Annotated in this window: 19 protein-coding genes; 10 read left to right on the top strand and 9 right to left on the bottom strand. The window is 51.8% G+C overall.

Translation table 11 applies throughout. The features are described from left to right. Positions 1-28: 28 nt before the first annotated feature. The 3 genes from cls to murI form a co-directional block, all read right to left on the bottom strand. Positions 29-1,411, bottom strand: coding sequence for a cardiolipin synthase (cls, locus tag AC55FS_RS13950; RefSeq protein ID WP_496932862.1), 1,383 nt, complete (start codon positions 1,409-1,411; stop codon positions 29-31). Between the two features lie 134 nt (positions 1,412-1,545). Next, the gene (gene folE / locus AC55FS_RS13945; protein ID WP_496932861.1) at positions 1,546-2,100 is read right to left on the bottom strand and encodes a GTP cyclohydrolase I FolE; all 555 of its coding nucleotides are present in this window, start codon (positions 2,098-2,100) and stop codon (positions 1,546-1,548) included. A 68-nt stretch (positions 2,101-2,168) separates the two neighbouring features. Next, a complete protein-coding gene (gene murI / locus AC55FS_RS13940; protein ID WP_496932860.1) occupies positions 2,169-2,963 on the bottom strand; it encodes a glutamate racemase in 795 nt (264 codons plus the stop codon). A 119-nt stretch (positions 2,964-3,082) separates the two neighbouring features. Here murI and AC55FS_RS13935 point away from each other — a divergent pair, with 119 nt between their 5' ends. Further along, positions 3,083-4,081, top strand: coding sequence for a DUF484 family protein (locus AC55FS_RS13935; RefSeq protein ID WP_496932859.1), 999 nt, complete (start codon positions 3,083-3,085; stop codon positions 4,079-4,081). Between the two features lie 72 nt (positions 4,082-4,153). Continuing rightward, positions 4,154-4,978 (top strand): polyphosphate kinase 2, encoded by an 825-nt coding sequence (gene ppk2, locus AC55FS_RS13930; protein WP_496932858.1) that lies wholly within the window; start codon positions 4,154-4,156, stop codon positions 4,976-4,978. 58 nt (positions 4,979-5,036) lie between these two features. Here the strand turns inward: ppk2 and AC55FS_RS13925 are convergent, their stop codons facing one another. Both AC55FS_RS13925 and AC55FS_RS13920 read right to left on the bottom strand, forming a co-directional pair. Beyond that, positions 5,037-5,612, bottom strand: coding sequence for a YceI family protein (locus AC55FS_RS13925; RefSeq protein ID WP_496932857.1), 576 nt, complete (start codon positions 5,610-5,612; stop codon positions 5,037-5,039). A 38-nt stretch (positions 5,613-5,650) separates the two neighbouring features. Further along, positions 5,651-6,127, bottom strand: coding sequence for a DUF2489 domain-containing protein (locus AC55FS_RS13920; RefSeq protein ID WP_496932856.1), 477 nt, complete (start codon positions 6,125-6,127; stop codon positions 5,651-5,653). Between the two features lie 184 nt (positions 6,128-6,311). Here AC55FS_RS13920 and AC55FS_RS13915 point away from each other — a divergent pair, with 184 nt between their 5' ends. Beyond that, positions 6,312-6,743 carry a DUF695 domain-containing protein gene (locus AC55FS_RS13915; protein WP_496932855.1) on the top strand — a complete coding sequence of 144 codons (432 nt, stop codon included), beginning with the start codon at positions 6,312-6,314 and terminating at the stop codon, positions 6,741-6,743. On the opposite strand, the gene ylqF is transcribed toward AC55FS_RS13915, so the two are convergent. Beyond that, on the bottom strand, positions 6,712-7,611 hold the full coding sequence (ylqF, locus tag AC55FS_RS13910) for a ribosome biogenesis GTPase YlqF (RefSeq protein ID WP_496932854.1): 900 nt from the start codon (positions 7,609-7,611) through the stop codon (positions 6,712-6,714). The two genes, AC55FS_RS13915 and ylqF, sit on opposite strands and share 32 nt — an antisense overlap. Before the next feature lie 233 nt (positions 7,612-7,844). Between ylqF and AC55FS_RS13905 the strand changes: the two genes are divergently transcribed. Then, entirely contained in the window at positions 7,845-8,036 is a 192-nt protein-coding gene (locus tag AC55FS_RS13905; protein ID WP_496932853.1) for a hypothetical protein, read from the top strand. A gap of 124 nt (positions 8,037-8,160) precedes the next feature. Here the strand turns inward: AC55FS_RS13905 and AC55FS_RS13900 are convergent, their stop codons facing one another. Beyond that, positions 8,161-8,760, bottom strand: coding sequence for a hypothetical protein (locus AC55FS_RS13900; RefSeq protein ID WP_496932852.1), 600 nt, complete (start codon positions 8,758-8,760; stop codon positions 8,161-8,163). A gap of 112 nt (positions 8,761-8,872) precedes the next feature. Here AC55FS_RS13900 and AC55FS_RS13895 point away from each other — a divergent pair, with 112 nt between their 5' ends. The 5 genes from AC55FS_RS13895 (at position 8,873) to AC55FS_RS13875 (ending at position 14,934) form a co-directional block, all read left to right on the top strand. Further along, positions 8,873-9,175, top strand: coding sequence for a BolA family protein (locus tag AC55FS_RS13895; RefSeq protein ID WP_496932851.1), 303 nt, complete (start codon positions 8,873-8,875; stop codon positions 9,173-9,175). A gap of 104 nt (positions 9,176-9,279) precedes the next feature. Beyond that, positions 9,280-9,921 carry an START domain-containing protein gene (locus tag AC55FS_RS13890; protein WP_496932850.1) on the top strand — a complete coding sequence of 214 codons (642 nt, stop codon included), beginning with the start codon at positions 9,280-9,282 and terminating at the stop codon, positions 9,919-9,921. Positions 9,922-10,079: 158 nt separating this feature from the next. After that, complete coding sequence (locus tag AC55FS_RS13885; protein WP_496932849.1) at positions 10,080-11,447, top strand: substrate-binding domain-containing protein; 1,368 nt, start codon at positions 10,080-10,082, stop codon at positions 11,445-11,447. Between the two features lie 694 nt (positions 11,448-12,141). Next, positions 12,142-14,091 carry an acetate--CoA ligase gene (gene acs / locus AC55FS_RS13880; protein WP_496932848.1) on the top strand — a complete coding sequence of 650 codons (1,950 nt, stop codon included), beginning with the start codon at positions 12,142-12,144 and terminating at the stop codon, positions 14,089-14,091. A 165-nt stretch (positions 14,092-14,256) separates the two neighbouring features. After that, positions 14,257-14,934 (top strand): response regulator, encoded by a 678-nt coding sequence (locus AC55FS_RS13875; protein WP_496932847.1) that lies wholly within the window; start codon positions 14,257-14,259, stop codon positions 14,932-14,934. Positions 14,935-14,945: 11 nt separating this feature from the next. Here the strand turns inward: AC55FS_RS13875 and cysN are convergent, their stop codons facing one another. Together cysN and cysD are read right to left on the bottom strand one after the other, a co-directional pair. Then, positions 14,946-16,556 (bottom strand): sulfate adenylyltransferase subunit CysN, encoded by a 1,611-nt coding sequence (cysN, locus tag AC55FS_RS13870; protein ID WP_496932846.1) that lies wholly within the window; start codon positions 16,554-16,556, stop codon positions 14,946-14,948. Next, entirely contained in the window at positions 16,556-17,464 is a 909-nt protein-coding gene (cysD, locus tag AC55FS_RS13865) for a sulfate adenylyltransferase subunit CysD (protein ID WP_496932845.1), read from the bottom strand. Before cysD ends, cysN begins: the two co-directional genes overlap by 1 nt. Before the next feature lie 182 nt (positions 17,465-17,646). Between cysD and AC55FS_RS13860 the strand changes: the two genes are divergently transcribed. Further along, the gene (locus tag AC55FS_RS13860; RefSeq protein ID WP_496932844.1) at positions 17,647-18,276 is read left to right on the top strand and encodes an alpha/beta hydrolase; all 630 of its coding nucleotides are present in this window, start codon (positions 17,647-17,649) and stop codon (positions 18,274-18,276) included. Positions 18,277-18,312 lie beyond the last annotated feature (36 nt).

The following is an 18,312-nucleotide window of genomic DNA, read 5'->3' as shown; positions in this document are numbered from 1 at the left end:
CCTTTGGGGCGCTTTTTTGTTGCTGGTTTCAAAGCAACGGTGCCAGCAAGCGCGCCAGACGCGCCAGTAGTTGATGCCACCAGCGGCTGTCGACCTGTGCTGCCGTCGCGTTAAGAAAGTCCTGCTGCAACATGCTTTCAACTTGCTGAGCCAGTTCTTTGTCTTGCACTAAGGCATTCATTTCAAAGTTGATGCGTAAGGAACGATTATCGAGGTTGGCGCTGCCAATGGATACCAGCTCTTGATCGATAAGAATCACTTTCTGGTGCAAAAAGCCCGCACGGTAGGTTGAGAATCGTATGCCAGCCTGGCTGAGCTCTTCGATGTAACGTGTCATTGCCAGTTGTACTAGGCGGTTATCGGTCTTTTCTGGCAGAAGAACGCGCACGTCCACACCGCGCAGCACCGCCAATTGCAGATGACTAATGAGGGCTTGATCTGGCACAAAATACGGACTGACCAGCCAGCAGCGCTGTTGAGCGCTTTGAATCAATTGACACACAAACAAGCTGGCTGACTCCCAGTGATCGGCAGGTCCGGGATTGATGCACATAACGGCTTGTTGGCCCATCGCCGGCGCCGGTTGCCAGTGCAACTCCGGCAGTTGTCCCGTGGCCCATTGCCAGTCTTCACTGAAGCCGAGCTGAAAGCTGAGCGCTGCTGGTCCCTTAATCAGTAGGTGGGTATCGCGCCAGTCGGCGCGTAAGTATTCATCGCCAATATTGTAACCACCGACAAATGCGGTGTGCTCATCCACCACCACCAGTTTGCGGTGGTTACGAAAGTTCAGTTGCACGCGATTGCGAAAGTGAATGGGATTAAAGCGTGAAAACTGGATGTTGGCTGCCTTAAGTTGCTGCCGATAACGGCGGCTCAGCCCGTGGCTGCCAATTTCATCAAATAACACATACACCTTTACACCGGCTTTGGCACGTTGGCACAAAAGATCCAGCAGTGCCTGGCCAATGTGGTCATCGCGAATAATATAGGACTGCAGACAGATGCTCAGTTGCGCACGAGACAAGTGCTCAAACAGGCAGGTAAAGGTTTGCTCGCCCGAGGTCAGCAGCTGAGTCTGATTGCCGCCCAGTAGTGGACTTCTAAATAGCGCCAGTAAAGGGCGTACAGCGGCGATGGGTGGACGGCGAAAGGGCAGTAAAGTGTGTTCCAGCCGTTCGGCTATATGGCTGAGGCTGTCATCGGTACGTTGGCGTGCACGGCGATAGCCTTTAAGGCGGCGACTGCCGAATAGCAAGTAAGCTGGCAAACTAATCTGCGGCAGGGCCAGCAGCGCCAGCATCCAGGCGATGGTTCCCTGTGCTGTGCGGCCACTCCACAAAGCATCGATAGCTGCCAGTATTCCTAGGGGGTAAAACAACAGTGTCCAGGTAAGCCAGTCCTGCGCTGCCATAGGGTCTCCTGCTGTTGCGCGTGACAATCATGGCACACCTTGAAGCCAGCTGGAATCGTGTGCCGCCATGTCATCAGACTGTCTGGAGTCTTGCGGCCTGCTCGCTGTGGCTCGCAGGCCTTCGAGAAGAGGCGTTAAGCTTTGTCGATCAGGCTCATAAATTCCTGGCGAGTAGCCGGATCTTCGCGGAAAGCGCCTTTCATGACCGAGGTGCGCATCATTGAATTTTGCTTTTGCACACCACGCATCATCATGCACATATGTTGAGCTTCGACAATCACACCAACACCACGACAGCCGGTCACTTCGACCACGGCGTCAGCGATTTGCTTGGTCATGTTCTCCTGAATTTGCAGGCGTCTGGCAAACACATCAACGATGCGAGCAAACTTCGATAGCCCCAGTACTTGACCGTTTGGCAGGTAGCCAATGTGACAGCGCCCAAGGAAAGGCAGGGTGTGATGCTCACACAGGGAATAAAACTCGATGCCCTGTACCACCACCATTTCATCGTTGTCGCTATTAAAAACGGCGCCATTCACGACTTCATTGATATCCATGTCATAGCCGCTGGTGAGGAACTGCATGGCTTTAGCAGCTCGCTTAGGGGTATCCAGCAGGCCTTCGCGCTCAACGTCCTCGCCCAGTTCGGTGAGAATCTGTTGGTAAAGGGATTCCAGTTTCGACATCTTATAACCCTGATTGTGGGGTGAATACCTGAGTAGTTTACTCAAAATTAAAAGCTATACAAATACTGTTACTTGTATAAGTCTGGTTCCAGTGGCTGACAGCTGATGGGGCGTTGCCAAGCACCTAAAAATCGCTGCAGTGCCGGGTAATCTGGTGCCGGCCCATCCCAGCTGAGGCACAACCGTGCTGCGGCTCCAGTTACCTTGTCGTCAAGCAATGAGGCCACCCGTCTGGCAATCGCAGCGCCTGAATCTATCCAGTCAATGTCCGGAAAATGTTCCAGCAATTGCTGTCTTAATAACGGAAAATGCGTGCACCCTAGAACCACATGGCGGATCTGGTGTGCAGTAACCCAAGGCTGCAGCAATTCAACCAGTTGCTCACAGCGCTTTCCTTCATACACCCATTGCTCTGCCCACTGTACCAGTTCGGTACTGCCGAGGCGGTAAACTGGGCAGCCAGCGGCGTGATCGGCTATTAGATCATCAAGATAGCGCCGCTGTACCGTCGCGGGTGTTGCTAATACGCCGATGGCACCGGTTTGCGCTAGGGTGGCGGCCACTTTAACTGCCGGCACCACACCGACCACAGGGATGTTCAGGGCCTGTCGTAACGCTGGCAAAGCGACGGTGCTGGCGGTGTTACAGGCAATGACCAACAGCTCGATAGGCCATTGTTTGATGGCGCGTTGGCATAACTCCAGTACGCGCTGGCACAGGTAGTCATCAGACAACTGGCCGTAGGGGAAATCCTGGCGGTCCATTAAATACACCATAGGGTGGCCTGGCAGCGCTTTAGCAATGTGCTCTGCCACACTCAAACCGCCAACGCCGGAGTCGAACACCAAGATGTTTGCTGTCATTTTGCCTGTTTTGACCTGAACAAAGCGCGCGATTTTAGCAGCTCTACTGGCTGAATGCTTGCCTAAGCCATGGCCTGGTGTTAAACACGAGAGGTGTCTGTCGCGTCACAGGAGTTGTTGTGGATCTGGAGGAACTGCTAAGCAACGCCCGTCGCAATGAAGCTCTGCTGCAGCGATTGCAGGAATATGAGCTGCAGTTATTGTCCTGTCAGAGTTGGTACGATCTGCTGCATACCTTAGTTGAAGGCTTACCGCAGCAGTTTGAGTTGGATGCGATTTCGCTGCAGCTATGTGATCCGGATGAGCAGCTGTCAATGTCGGTGCAGCAATCGCTGGATATCGATCATGGCTGGCTGTTACAAACGGTTGATTTCAGTGCCCGGGTCGAAGCTTGTGAAGCCAGCACGATCGATGCGCCCAATCCTTATTGCACTGGCCTGACACTGCCATTGCGGCGCAATCTCGAATACTTGGGTCAGCTGACCTTGTTCTCTCATCATTCCGATCGCTTTAAAGCCGGGATGGCCACGGACTTTATGCAGCACTTGGCCGCAGTCATCGCAGCCTGCATTGTACTGGTGCAAAAAACCGAAGCGCAGGCGCGGCTAGCGTTGACGGATCCTTTAACCAGTGCTGAAAACCGTCGTGGTTTTGAACGCGCGTATCAGCGTGAATGGGCGCGTGGGCAGCGGCAGTACCATGTATTTTCCGTTATTTTGTTAGACCTTGATCATTTTAAGCGTATCAATGATGAGCACGGACATGGCTGTGGTGATCGGGTGCTAGTAGCCTTATGTCAGACGTTAATGATGACCTTGCGGCCTACCGATCACGTTGGCCGACTCGGCGGTGAAGAGTTTGCCCTACTATTGCCTGGCTGCGGCAAAGAGCAGTTGCCAGCGTTGGTGGTGCGTTTGCAGCAAGCCTTAAAAGACATGATGGTGTTGACCGATGACGGTGAGCGGTTAGTGGTCACCGCATCCGGTAGCTACATCACGCTGACACCCAGGGCTCACCAGGATATGTCACTAACGTCGGTTATTCACTATCTTGATCAGTGGCTGTACCGTGCCAAACATGCCGGCCGTAATTGTTTCCTGGCGGCCGATCAAGGTTAACGCCTGATCTGTGTCAGTTCGTTTGCCTTGGGTCTGATCTATGGTGGAAGTAACACTATGATTGGAGAACCCATGAACGAATTGTCTGCTCATTTGCAAGCCGCTGGACTGTTAGACCAAGGCAAGACCCCGCACTTGCCTTATGGCGAGCGTATGTCGCGGCGCGACTACGAAAGTCAAAAGCAGCAGCTGCAAATTGAATTGCTGAAAATGCAGGGCTGGGTAAAAGACACAGGCCAAAAGGTGGTCATCGTTTTTGAAGGACGCGATGCGGCGGGCAAGGGTGGTGCGATTAAACGCTTTATGGAGCACTTAAACCCTCGTGGTGCCCGTGTCGTAGCACTGGAAAAACCCACCGAGCGTGAACAAACTCAGTGGTATTTTCAGCGTTATATCAAACACCTGCCGTGTGATGGTGAGATCGTGCTGTTTGACCGCTCCTGGTACAACCGGGCGGGAGTGGAGCGGGTCATGGGCTTTTGTGACAATCGTCAATACATGGAATTTATGCGCGAAGTGCCAGAATTGGAGCGCATGTTTGTGCGCTCAGGCATTCACTTGTTTAAATTTTGGTTTTCCGTCAGTCGACAAGAGCAGCTTCGGCGTTTTCAAAAACGTCAGGTCGATCCATTAAAGCAATGGAAGCTCAGTCCGGTGGATTTGGCGTCTCTCGATAAGTGGGATGATTACACCGACGCCAAGGAAGCCATGTTTTATTATTCCAATCATATGGATGCCCCTTGGACGGTGGTGCGCTCCGACGATAAAAAAAGGGCACGTTTGAACGCTATGCGCCATGTGCTGCATGGGTTGGATTACAACAACAAAGGCAGCTTGGAAACACTCACACCAGACCCTTTGATTATTCAGCCGGCTGCCCGGGCATTAGACAGTTAATGCTGACAGCGGCCTGCAGACCGCTGTGCTCAGCGTTATTGCAGCGCGCTGTGTGTTGTTAATCTTCGGCTTTGCTGGTGTTGGCAAAATTCAGCGTGAAATGTACCGGCACGACTTCGGCGATGCTGTCGAGTTTAGCGATGTCACGCAGTTGGCGAATACCGGCGGTCAAGGCAAAACCATCGGCATGAATCATCACCGGCGCCAAGCTGGATACGACCACTTGGCCATTCAGGCTCGGAGTGACCAATACCGGCACCTTGAAGGCTTCACTTTCACCATGCAGCTCCAAATTACCTTGCAGTTCAAACCGGGTTGGCTGCTGGCTGCTCAAAATGCTTTGTGGCAGTGTTGTGCTAATGCGGGCATTGGCAAACTCACTGACGTTAAACAACAGGTTTTGCATGCGCTCATCACGCACAGGAATGCGTGAGTCTATGCTCGCCAGGTCAATATTAATGCTGGCTTCACCTTGAGCATTGACTTGGCCACTCAAACGATTGAAACGATGGTGTTCAGCCAAATGGGTATTTTTAAAGGTCACAAAGCTGACTTCTGACGGTGTCGTCAGTTGCCAGTCGGCCATGGCTGGCAGAGCAGCCAATAGTAGGCACGCGCTGAGGTAGGTTTTCATTGTTGTTCTCTAACTGGTTTAGATATTAAGGGTCGAGTCTAATGTAATAAGGTGACGTTAGGAAAACCATAATTCACCAGCCATTGCAGTTCGGTTTCAATCGCAGCGTGATTGTCGCTCTCAAGTTGCCAGCGTTGTTTATCCAGCTTAAATTGCTCGCGCTTATTGAGTTGTTTATACGCTTCTAAAATGGGCATATCAGCGACAGCCTGGTAGTGGCGGCGTACGGCAGACAACTCCTGCATGGGCCATACTTCTGGGTCCAATGACTGAATAAGATGGTGCAGTCGTAATACGCCTTCGGTTAGTTCGCACTGCTGTGCCAGCATGGCGCGGGAGACAAAGTGAATATCACTGACCAATTCGAACTGTTTGCTTCGCAGTGCTTCGGCAGCAGCGATTTGTTCTTGCTGCTGACGATCTTCTGCGGCTTTGACTTGGCGGGTGAGGTGCCAAGCATACAGAGCTAATGCTGCCACGATAACGATGGCCAGTATGGTGAGTGCGATTGTCATGAAGAAAAACCACTGCTGTTTAGATGGCGGCATGATACCGACGCCCAAGACGACAGGCTAGGGCGATGTTTTATCAGCAAATGCAGGCTAACTTAGACAATGGGGGGGTGGTAAAACGACAGCACTGGCATTTCCGTGGATATTCGTTAGTCTGAATAGTTATGACAACAGCGGGATATAAACCATGTTGGTAAACAATCTCTGGGTTCGGGCTTCGGGCGATCTGAACGGCGTGCCTATTAGCATTCAGTTTCGCAAAGAGTGGGCGTTAGCTAAAGATGCGGGTGACTATCGGCAATGTGTGCAGATTGCCTGGAACGCCAGCACTCGCGACGACAGCAGCGGATTCCCTGGTGCTAAGGAGCAGGCACAGATCGTGATATTTCACGAAACCCTGCAAGCCATGTTAGAGCCAAGTGAAAACGCCGTCGTGGTGATGATGATTACTCACTCCGGCGTGAATCAGTGGATTATTTACTGCAAGGATCTGGCTCAGTTTGAACAGGATCTAAATCGCATCCCCACCGAAAAAGGTCTGTACCCCATCGAAGTGGTTGCGGATGAAGATGTCGACTGGCAGACCTTTACTCAGGTTCATTCGGCAATTCAGCCATAGCGGCCTGCAGAGCTTCCAGTTCGGCCAGCTCCTGTTCTACCAGTTGCGGACTTTCCAGTGATATCAGGCCGATCTTCCCGGCGCGCAGCTCGTGTAAGCAAACTTCTGCCCCTTTGTGCAAATCGAACACGCCACCTGGACGCAGTCCGCCGCGTTTGCGGCTGATATCCTCCAGCGCCAGTTCAGGTGTGGCTGGTAATTGTTTTAACTTAAAGCGTTGCTGCAGTGCCTGTGGGTAGTGGCCCAACAAATACTGCAGAGCGAATAACGCCACGTCCTGATATTCAATGGCCGTGTCTTTAACGGCACCACTGGCGGCAAGGCGATAGCCGCAACTTTCGGGCTCTAGTTTTGGCCACAAGATTCCCGGTGTATCGGATAGCACTAGGCCATTTTTTAAGTCAATCATCTGGTTGGCTTTGGTGACAGCGGGCTCGTTGCCAGTCTTAGCCACTTGGCGCCCGGCCAGCGCATTAATCAGCGTGGATTTGCCGACATTGGGAATACCCATAATCATGATGCGAACCGGACGTTTTTTCTCCAACCGATGCTGGCCCAACTGTTTGCACAGTTGTACCACGCGTTTGACCTGATTTTTCTGCTCAGCCACCATGGGCAAGGCACGCACTTGGTGCTGTTGCTCAAAGTATGCAACCCACGCCTTGGTGGTGGCAGGGTCTGCCAGGTCTGATTTATTCAACAGCTTGATGCAGGGTTTGTCGCCGCGTAGTTCATCAACTAACGGGTTGGTGCTGGAAAACGGCAATCGCGCGTCAAGTACTTCAATCACCAGATCGATCTCGGGCATGGCTTCGGCAATCTTCTTGCGCGCTTTGTTCATATGTCCCGGGAACCACTGGATCGCCATGTACTTTGCTCTCAATCTGTAAAAAGCGCCATTGTAAAGCAGTCGCGGGTGTCAGCAAGCCAATGATGCGGTTATTTGTCAGGTAAGTTTTATCGTATTTTGGTCTATAGATGACCTTTTCCTGTCACACGGCGGCATTATGATAGAGAGACAGGTTTGGGTCGCGACTTCCCGCTCAAACTGACGGGAGCGACTTAAGCCACAGGGCTGTGATAGTGGATGGGGAGGTCTGCATGGACGTCGTACCAGACGATTTAGCTCGTTCCGTTAAAAAACAAGGTCGCCAGGCATCAGCAACGGTCGGTGGCCGCCGTCGTAGTGGCTTTCTGGTCGGTAATCGCTTTGTGTTTTCCGATCAGCTGGAGCTGTTGTGGATGCAAGCCGGTCCTGGAGAGTTCCGGGAGCTGAGGATATGGCGTAAATAGCGCCAATAATATTGTTAGCGCTAGCCTGGCATAAGCGGCGCAGCTTTTCAGCTTGCGCTGCGGCCAGTGTGCATCAGGAGGTCACACTGGCGCGAGAAAGCTCGTGCTCTAGGCCAACGAACAGTTAGTCAGCAAATACTGACTCGGCGCTGTCGGTCATTTCATTGGTGGTATTGTCACGCAGTTCGGTATTGGTCGTAGCAGTTTCTGCGGCTGGAGCTTCTGTGCTGCTCGGCGCTTCGCTGACGTCCATTGTGTCGCTGGATTGAATTTCTGCCGCTTTGCTATCTTGTGTTTCGTTATTAGCGGTTGTGCCTTTGCTGTTGTTCTCGGCCAGGCGGGCGCGTTTGCGCTCTTGTTTGACTATCTGGCGTTCATGATTGGCCCACACGCCGGGTTTAAAATCAATGCTGTGGACGCCATTTTCTTCGGCAATTTCATCCGCCAGTTGGCGAGCTGCTTCGTCGCAATCCCGTGCTAGCAACTTGCGCTCACCAGCTTCCAGGCGCGAGAAAATATCCAGCAAAGCAGACGACAGCAGTTCACCCGCCACTTCATCTTTGGTTTTTTGAAAACGTTTGGCGATTCCACCCAGCATGGCAAGATCGCTAGCATCCAGGCGCACCTGCACGCTGGCCAGGCTCAATTCACGCTCTCTGCGTGCTTTTTCTTCCTCGTAATATCGGTCAAGTAGGGATTGGGTCATACTGATTTCCTGGGTCATAGCAAGCTCCTGATCAAAGGCGCTACTTTACTGCTGGCGGGCATTGAATGGCAAACCTGTTGTCATAACTAGGATGTTGATATTCTTGATCTTTTCGACCGTGGAAAAGCACATGATTGCAGATCAAATGGCCGCCAAGCTGGCCGCATTGGAACCCGATATTCTAGATATAGTGAACGAAAGCCATATGCACTCAGGGCCTGCGACTGAGTCTCACTTTAAGCTGGTGATTGTGAGTGAGGTGTTTGCTGGTATGCGTGCAGTGGCTCGCCATCAGCATATCTATCGTTTATTGGCCGACGAGTTGGAAGGACCTGTGCATGCTCTGAGCTTGCACACCTATGCGCCAGATGAGTTTGACCCTGAGCAAGTACCGCTGTCGCCCAATTGTCGTGGTGGTAGTAAAACGGCTTGAATGTCAATGGCACACAGTGCGGCTGGATGACCTCTATAGCCATCGCTGATGGACTGCCACACTGACACACTGGTTCACAACAGTTAATCAATGAAGGTGGTGTCATGATTCGTTGGATGGTGTTAGTACTGTGTTGGCCATTGCTGGCATTGGCTGACAACGACTGGCAGCAGGTGGTGGAGGATCAGACAGATAATATTCAGGTCTATGTGCGAACGGTACCTGGTTCTGATCTAAAGGCATTTAAAGGCATCACTCGCGTTAAAAGCCGTCTAACGGCGGCGGTTGCGCTGTTGGAAGACTATTCCGTGGCGCCGCAGTGGATGTACAACTGCAAGGCCATTGATGTTATCGAACGCCGGTCGTCTACCCAGTTGCTGTCTTATATGGTGAGTGAGGCGCCTTGGCCAGTGAGTGAGCGTGATGTGGTGGTCGAAAGTCAGTTGCAGCAATCAAGCGATGGTACAGTGACCATTAATTTGCGAAGCCGTGATGATGTGTTTCCTGTAAGTGAAGGTCTGGTGCGTATGTCGGCACTGACCGGCTATTGGCGTTTTACTCCGCAGGCGGATGGTTGGCTCGCTGTTGAATATCAGGTCCATGCCGAACCAGGTGGCTCTTTACCGTCATGGTTGGCTAACTCAGTGGTGCAGGATACGCCTTTTTATACTCTGCAAGGCTTTCGCCAATGGATCGTTAAACCCCATTACCAGGCTGCGCAGCGAGATTTTATTGCAGAGCGCTGAGGTGCTGAGGCCTAAGTTTAAAAACAACGTCGTGATGCATCGCTGAATAGTTGGTCTCGCTGCGACATCGGCTAATAATGTCTAATGTCATCTTCTTGTCACCTTAGTCCTTTAAGCTGCCGCCAAATTTTATGGCGAACGGATGGATGGCAGCAGTCATGCGCGCAGTATTTCTTTTTTTTATTGGTCTTTTTTCACTATCGGGTTGGGCTGAAGGGTTAGAAGAATTTTCGTTACCGGCGGTTCAGCAGCAGTCGTTACTGTTTACTATGCAAGGCTCAAATACCATTGGCGCGCACTTAGGGCCAAGTTTAGTGTCAGCTTATTTGGCAGCAAAAGGCGCAAGCGACATAACGGTTATTGCAGCCGGTAACGACAATGAAGTGTGGGTGCAAGGGAGCTATCAACAAACACAGGTTCGCGTGCGCATCGATGCACACGGGTCTGGCACTGGTTTTAAAGGCTTAGCAACCGCCCGGGCCGATATTGCCGCCGCATCGCGGCCAATCAAAGATAAAGAGGCAGCGCTATTAAAGCATATTGCTGATATGCGCAGTGCGAAGTCTGAGCACATTGTTGGCATCGACGGGCTGGCGATTGTTGTGCATCCAGATAATCCTATTAATGACCTGAGTGTCGCTCAATTGGCCGATGTGTTTTCCGGCAAAATTACGGACTGGTCGGAGCTCAACGGTCCTGCTGGCCCGATACATATTTATGCACGAGACAACCAGTCTGGTACTTGGGACAGTTTTCGCAGCATGGTGTTGGGTAAACAGCACCAATTGCTCGCTTCTGCCCAGCGCTTTGAATCAAATGACGCATTGTCTGATAGCGTGGCTGTTGATCCTTTAGGCATCGGCTTTGTGGCTTTATCGTCGGTGCGTCAGAGTAAACTATTGGCCGTTTCCGATGGCAGTGCCAAACCACTGCAGCCCAATAAATTGACCGTGGCCACTGAAGATTATGCCTTATCTCGACGTCTATACCTGTATACCGACGACGATTCAAACAACACGCACGTTGGCGAATTTATCGCTTTTGCTCAAAGCGATGCCGGCCAAAAAATTGTAGCCAGCAGCGGTTTTGTTTCACAAGAACCACAGGCTTTATTACCCGAGTTTTATGCTGAGTTACCGCAGGATTTTCGCCAGTTGACCGCAGGTGCAAAGCGCTTAACCATTAATTTCCGTTTCCATCAGGGCAGTGCAACACTAGACAACAAAGCCATGGCTGACTTGTCTCGGTTAGTGGATTTTCTGCAAGGGAAAGACGGTTCTGAGGTGATATTGATTGGCTTTAGCGATGAAAAAAGAACCGAGGAGCGCTCTGAGCTGTTGTCTAAATTGCGGGCTATGGCAGTACGACGTGAATTGGTAAAGCTTGGTGGAATTTATCCTCATAACAGTGTCGGTTATGGAGTCGCGTTGCCAGTGGCCTCTGGCAACCGAAAAGAAGGGCAGATTAAAAATCGCCGCGTCGAAGTATGGCTGCGCGAACCGACTGAGCTGGCAGATTCAAATTAGCCATTAAAGCATTTAAGGCCGTCTGGCTATTTATGTGACGGCCTTTTTAGGCGTTTTAAGCACAGATCACTGGCTAGCCAACACTTGGCATATTGCCATTTTTGCCACTGACGTTTTGCTGGTGGCTTGGTCATAGGCCTGCTTTTCGAGCCAATGTATTGCTAGCCAGTAAACCGGATAATTCCGCTGACAGGGTTGACTCTTTCGCACCTAGCGCGTGGTGGTACCTGCTTTTATTGCCAGCCCTGTCCAATTCCTCTGCAATACCCACTCCTTCTGTATTAACGCTTACAATACCAACTCTTACAGCACCGAGCCTGCAAGGTCTGGCTTCTATTTGCTTGGCTTTCATAACAAGTGCTCGCTGAAGGCGTTCATAGACATCTTTTAGATATTTTCTTTTGTGGCGGGTCGGATTACCGTTTTGGTCGTGCTGGCTGTTAGCCTAGCCTGAATAGGTACTGGCCAATGCTCGACAGCTGGCCTTAATCGTCAGTTGGGATGCTGGTATCTCGGCGGTGACTGTGTTTGTCTAGGGGAGCTGATGTTGGCCCGGAATAGACCATTGTCTAATTTCGATATAGGTGGTTAGACCACCAAACTGGATCGTAACAATAACAAAGGATGTCCTGTGGTTTTTACTGATACCAGACGAGCCGCAGGCAAACGTTGATTCACGTACAGAGGAAACGCTATGAGTGAGCATAAGGTGTATCCGATTAAGCAGGAATTTGCCGATTCTGCCTGGATTAATAATGATCAGTACCAGCAGATGTACCAGCAATCCATCATTAATCCGGATGGCTTCTGGCGTGAACAGGCGCAGCAGCGTATTGATTGGATGCGGCCATTTACTAAGGTGCGCAATGTTTCCTTTGATGATCACAATGTTGATATTCGCTGGTTTGAAGACGGTACCTTAAATGCATCGGCGAATTGTCTGGATCGTCATTTAGAAAGCCGCGGTGAGCAAACGGCCATTATCTGGGAAGGCGACGAGCCGGATCAGCATAAACACATCAGTTATCGTGAACTGCACGAACAAGTCTGTCGTTTTGCCAATGCTTTGCGTGGTCAGGGCGTGCGACGCGGGGATGTGGTGTGTATTTATATGCCGATGATTCCCGAGGCGGCGGTTGCCATGCTGGCCTGTACCCGTATTGGCGCTATTCACTCTGTGGTGTTTGGTGGCTTCTCTCCCGATGCCTTAGCCGGGCGGATAGAAGACAGCAATGCCAAGATTGTGATTACTGCTGATGAAGGCGTGCGCGGCGGTAAGCGGGTGGCACTAAAAGCCAATGTTGATGAAGCGCTGACCCATCCGAGCATTCGCTCGCTAGAAAAGGTGATCGTGGTTAAACGTACCGGCGCCGATGTTGCTTGGCACAGTGCTCGTGATGTCTGGTATGAAGAATTGGTGGCACTGGCGTCACCTAATTGCCCGGCCGAAGAAATGAACGCTGAAGATCCCTTATTCATTCTTTACACCTCAGGTTCTACTGGCAAGCCTAAGGGTGTATTGCATACCACTGGCGGCTATATGGTGTGGGCCGCGATCACCCATCAATACGTATTTGATTATCACGACGGTGATATTTATTGGTGCACGGCTGATGTTGGTTGGATCACTGGCCACACGTATTTGCTCTATGGGCCATTGGCCAATGGTGGCACAACCGTTATGTGTGAAGGTGTGCCCAATTACCCCGACGTAAATCGCGTTTCCCAAATTGTTGATAAGCACCAGGTTAATATTCTTTATACCGCCCCCACGGCTATTCGTTCGTTAATGGCCGAAGGATCGGCTGCGGTAGAGCAAACCCATCGTGAGTCGCTGCGCTTATTGGGCTCAGTGGGCGAGCCCATTAATCCTGAAGCCTGGGAATGGTACTACCGAGTGGTTGGCGAACAGCGTTGCCCCATCGTCGATACTTGGTGGCAAACAGAAACCGGCGGCATCATGATTACCCCCTTGCCTGGTGCAACGGCATTAAAACCAGGTTCTGCCACGCGGCCATTTTTTGGTGTACAGCCAGCCTTAGTGGACAACGCCGGCATGCTGTTAGAGGGAGCAACGGAAGGTAATCTGGTGATGATCGATAGCTGGCCCGGTCAAGCGCGCAGCGTTTATGGTGACCATGATCGTTTTGTGCAAACCTATTTCTCCACCTTCCGCGGTATGTATTTCACCGGTGATGGCGCTCGTCGTGACGAAGATGGCTATTTCTGGATCACAGGTCGAGTGGATGATGTGATCAATGTCTCTGGCCACCGTATGGGTACTGCCGAAGTCGAAAGTGCGTTAGTGGCCCATGAAAAAGTCGCTGAAGCAGCGGTTGTGGGCTATCCGCATGATATCAAAGGGCAGGGTATCTATGTTTACGTGACCCTAAACTCCGGCCTGCAAGCCACCGATGAACTGGCAAAAGAGTTGCGTGATTGGGTGCGAGCGGAAATTGGCCCGGTAGCAACACCGGATTTGATCCAGATAACGCCAGGGCTACCCAAAACGCGCTCGGGCAAAATCATGCGGCGTATCCTGCGAAAAATTGCCGCCAACGAGCATGATGCGTTGGGCGATACCTCTACCTTGGCCGATCCATCCGTGGTGGACACCCTGATCGAGCAGCGTCTGAACCGTTAACGCGAAAAAATAGAGGAAAAATCAAGGCTGTGCGTAGAAACCTGCGGACAGCCTTTTACGTTTACGAGACAATAATGACAGGTTAAAGATGACCGAACGAAGACAATAACAACAGCTGGCCGCCGTGTTACAGTGACGTCATGAGCGGCGCGTAGAGGAATAACAATGCAGCTTGCCAATAAAATTCTGATTGCCGATGACCACCCTTTATTCCGCACCGCCATGCAGCAAGCGGTTAAGCAATTAGTGCCGGATGTGAGCATTGCTCAAGCGGAGTCGTTGCCAGAATTGCAGGCCACCATGGAAGACCATAAGGATGCCGATCTGGTGCTGTTGGATTTGCAAATGCCAGGCGCCCATGGCTTTTCTGGCTTGGTCTATTTGCGCTCACACTATCCAGAAATTCCGGTCATCGTGGTATCAGCGTGTGAAGAGCCTGCGGTGATGTGCCAGGCGCTGGATCATGGGGCATCGGGCTATATCGCCAAATCGTCGCCACTAGAAGCCATTTCTGAGGCCATAGGCAAGGTATTGGAAGGCGATGTGTATTTACCCGATGTGGCCCGTCGCCATCAGCATCAGCCTGACGAGCAAGCGCTGGATTTGGCTGAGCGATTGGCCAGTTTAACGCCGCAGCAGTTTCGTGTGCTGACCATGATGGCGGAAGGTATGTTGAATAAGCAGATTGCTTATGATTTGGATGTCAGTGAGGCGACCATTAAGGCCCATGTCACCGCTATTTTCAGAAAAATTGGAGTGCGCACCCGGACTCAGGCTGTGATTGCGGTGCAAAGTCTCGATATTGAAAAGCCCGAGACGTTAATGACGAACGCCCCGGAATAAAGGCAAGGGCATCAAATGATGCCCTGCTCCTGCAGATCGGCGATCAGGCTATCAATGGATTCCTGATCGGCAGCCAAGCTAAAGTCCGCACCATCGGCGCCACCCGCGACCAATGCCACCAGGCCCGCTGCTTTTAGCGTGTCTGCCTGTTGTGCTTCACACACGGCGGCGACGCGTCCCATTTCAAACAAACGACGATCCAGCTGCTGTGCGATTTCCGCCGGGTTTACCGCATTAATCGCAACAATGGCTGGGCGCTGGTTAAAGCGACGGGCTTTTTGCTCGGCGCTGACAGGCTCGTTGGTATTGGACCCAGCTTGAGCATCCCCCACCACCATGCCGGCACCAATGGTGACGTTGCTGAGGCGATCGATGACGATAAAGGCACCGGTACCTGGAATCTTGCTGTAGCAATCGAATGGAACGGCTTTATCCAGAGTGAGCTCAACCAGGGCAATTTCGTTTAATTGCACTTGCTCGGCTTGGCTTTGCTCCATGGTATTGACATCCACCAGGTGATGAATGCGACTAAAGCTGCCCGACGTGCTGCTGGAGGCAAACTTAATGTCGTAGGGGCGACCAGGGACTAACGGGCTTTCTGTCATCCACACCACGTCAGCATTTAAACGCTGGCTGACCTGCGGCTGATCATCCGGCTTGACGATGATGTCACCACGGCTGATATCAATTTCATCGGCCAAGGTCAGGGTCACGGCTTGACCGGCAAAACCTTCGTCCAAGTCGCCATCAAAGGTGACAATGCGCTCAACGGTGCTGGTCTTTTGTGATGGTAGCGCCATCACAGTATCGCCCGGACGCACGGTGCCGGCGGCTATGGTGCCGCAAAAACCGCGAAAATCTAGGTTGGGGCGGTTAACGTATTGCACGGGTAGACGGAAATTGTCGAGGTTTTTATCCTTCGCTACTTCCACGGTTTCTAAAATTTCCATCAGGGTTTGGCCCTGATACCAGTCGGAGCGCTGGCTGCGTTCCACCACGTTGTCGCCGTCTAATGCCGAAATCGGCACGCAGTGAATATCTTGCAGGCGTAAGTTTTCCGCGAACTTCAAATAGTCGTCGCGAATGTCATTAAAACGCTGTTCACTGAAGTCCATCAGGTCCATTTTATTAATGGCGACCACCACATGCTTAATGCCTAATAACGAGGCAATAAAGCTGTGACGCTTGGTTTGAGTTTGCACACCGTGGCGGGCATCAATCAAAATAATGGCCAGCTGACAGGTCGAAGCACCCGTTGCCATATTGCGCGTATATTGTTCGTGCCCAGGGGTGTCAGCAATAATGAATTTGCGCTTGGCGGTGCTGAAATAACGATAGGCGACGTCAATGGTAATGCCTTGCTCACGCTCGGCTTGCAAGCCATCCACCAGCAAGGCTAAATCAATTTTTTCACCCGTAGTGCCCACTTTGGCGCTGTCTTTTTCAATGGCAGCCAGCTGATCTTCATAGATCATTTTGGAGTCGTGCAGTAGCCGTCCAATTAATGTGGACTTGCCATCGTCGACATTGCCGCAGGTTAAAAAGCGCAGTAGCTCTTTGTTTTCATGCTGCTGCAAGTATTCCAGAATATCGGCCGCGATCAGGTCGGATTGGTGTGACATCAGAAATACCCCTCTTGCTTTTTCTTCTCCATCGAGCCCGATGAATCGTGGTCAATGGCTCTGCCCTGACGCTCCGATGTGGTGGTCAGTAGCATTTCTTGAATAATGTCTGGCAAGGTGTCGGCTTCTGATTCCACCGCGCCCGTTAATGGATAACATCCTAACGTACGGAAGCGTACCGATTTCATTTCTGGCACTTCGCCTTCCGCCAGTGGCATACGCTCGTCATCGACCATCACCAGCATGCCATCGCGCTCAACCACCGGGCGCTTAGCGGAGTAGTACAAAGGCACAATCGGGATTTGCTCTAGATAGATGTACTGCCAGATGTCCAACTCAGTCCAGTTGGATAACGGAAAGACGCGAATGCTTTCGCCTTTATTGACCTTGCCGTTATAAATTTCCCACAGTTCCGGGCGCTGATTTTTGGGGTCCCAGCGGTGCTTGCTGTCGCGGAACGAATAAACACGCTCTTTAGCACGCGACTTTTCTTCGTCACGTCGAGCACCACCAAACGCAGCATCAAAACCATATTTGTCCAGCGCCTGCTTCAGCGACTGGGTTTTCATGATGTCGGTGTGCTTGGATGAACCATGATCAAATGGGTTGATGCCTTGCTCAACCCCTTCCTGGTTAATGTGCACCAGCAGTTCCATGCCGACTTCTTTGGCCATGTGATCACGAAACTCGATCATCTCGCGAAACTTCCAGGTGGTGTCCACGTGCATCAGTGGAAACGGTGGTTTACCTGGATAGAATGCCTTGCGGGCAAGGTGCAACATCACCGATGAATCTTTACCGATGGAGTACAGCATCACCGGATTGTCGAATTCTGCGGCCACTTCGCGGATGATATGAATGCTTTCCGCTTCAAGCTGTTTCAGGTGCGTCAGGTTATAATCGGTCATGTTTTTCGCTTCCGGGTGTGGAATTCGCCTGAGGTTATATGGCGGCAATATATCAAGATGCCTGATATATAAGAAGGTAATACTGATAACATTTGGCTATATGGATATAGGCATTCCAGGCCAGGCTAGGGCGTTACCAGCGCTTTGCTGGCAGGTGTTTTTTGACGGGGTTTTGAGGGGTTATGGCAACAGAGCAAGCAATCACGATAGCAGGTCCGGCCGGCTTGCTGGAAGGACGAACTAGTGTCGGTGAAGGGCAGGCAGGCTTTTTGATGTGCCATCCGCATCCGCTGTTTGATGGCACCATGAACAATAAAGTCGTCACTAGCATGGTGCGAACGGCCAGTCGTTTGGGCCTGTCGACGCTGCGCTTTAACTTTCGTGGTGTTGGTAGCAGCGACGGCGAGCACGATCAAGGCCAGGGTGAGCAGCAAGATGTGCTATCCGCAATACGCTATGCCCGTGACACCTTAGGCTGGCAGCAGCTGTACCTGGGCGGTTTTTCTTTTGGTGCCGGCATGGCGTGCTTGGCAGCTCAGGCACAGCCTGATGACATCAGTGGACTATTTTTGATTGCCCCTGCCGTGCATCACTTTGATGCGCCCTCGGCGCTGCCGATGCAGTTCGAGACCTTTGTCTATATGGGCGACGACGACGAGGTCGTGCCCTTTGATGAGGTGGACGACTGGGTGGCACGGTTGGTGCCGCAGCCTCATTGGGAGGTGTTTGAGCAGGGTGGGCACTTCTTTCATGGCCGGCTGACGGATCTACAGGCCAGTGCTAAGCGCGACTTGCAAATGTTGCTGGGTTGAGTGAGCGGATCAGCAGCAATAGGCTGACAAATCCGT

Source organism: Bacterioplanes sp. CLAM21 (genome assembly GCF_059641015.1).
Note: the sequence above shows the minus strand (reverse complement) of the source record. Positions and strands in the feature narration are given on the sequence as shown.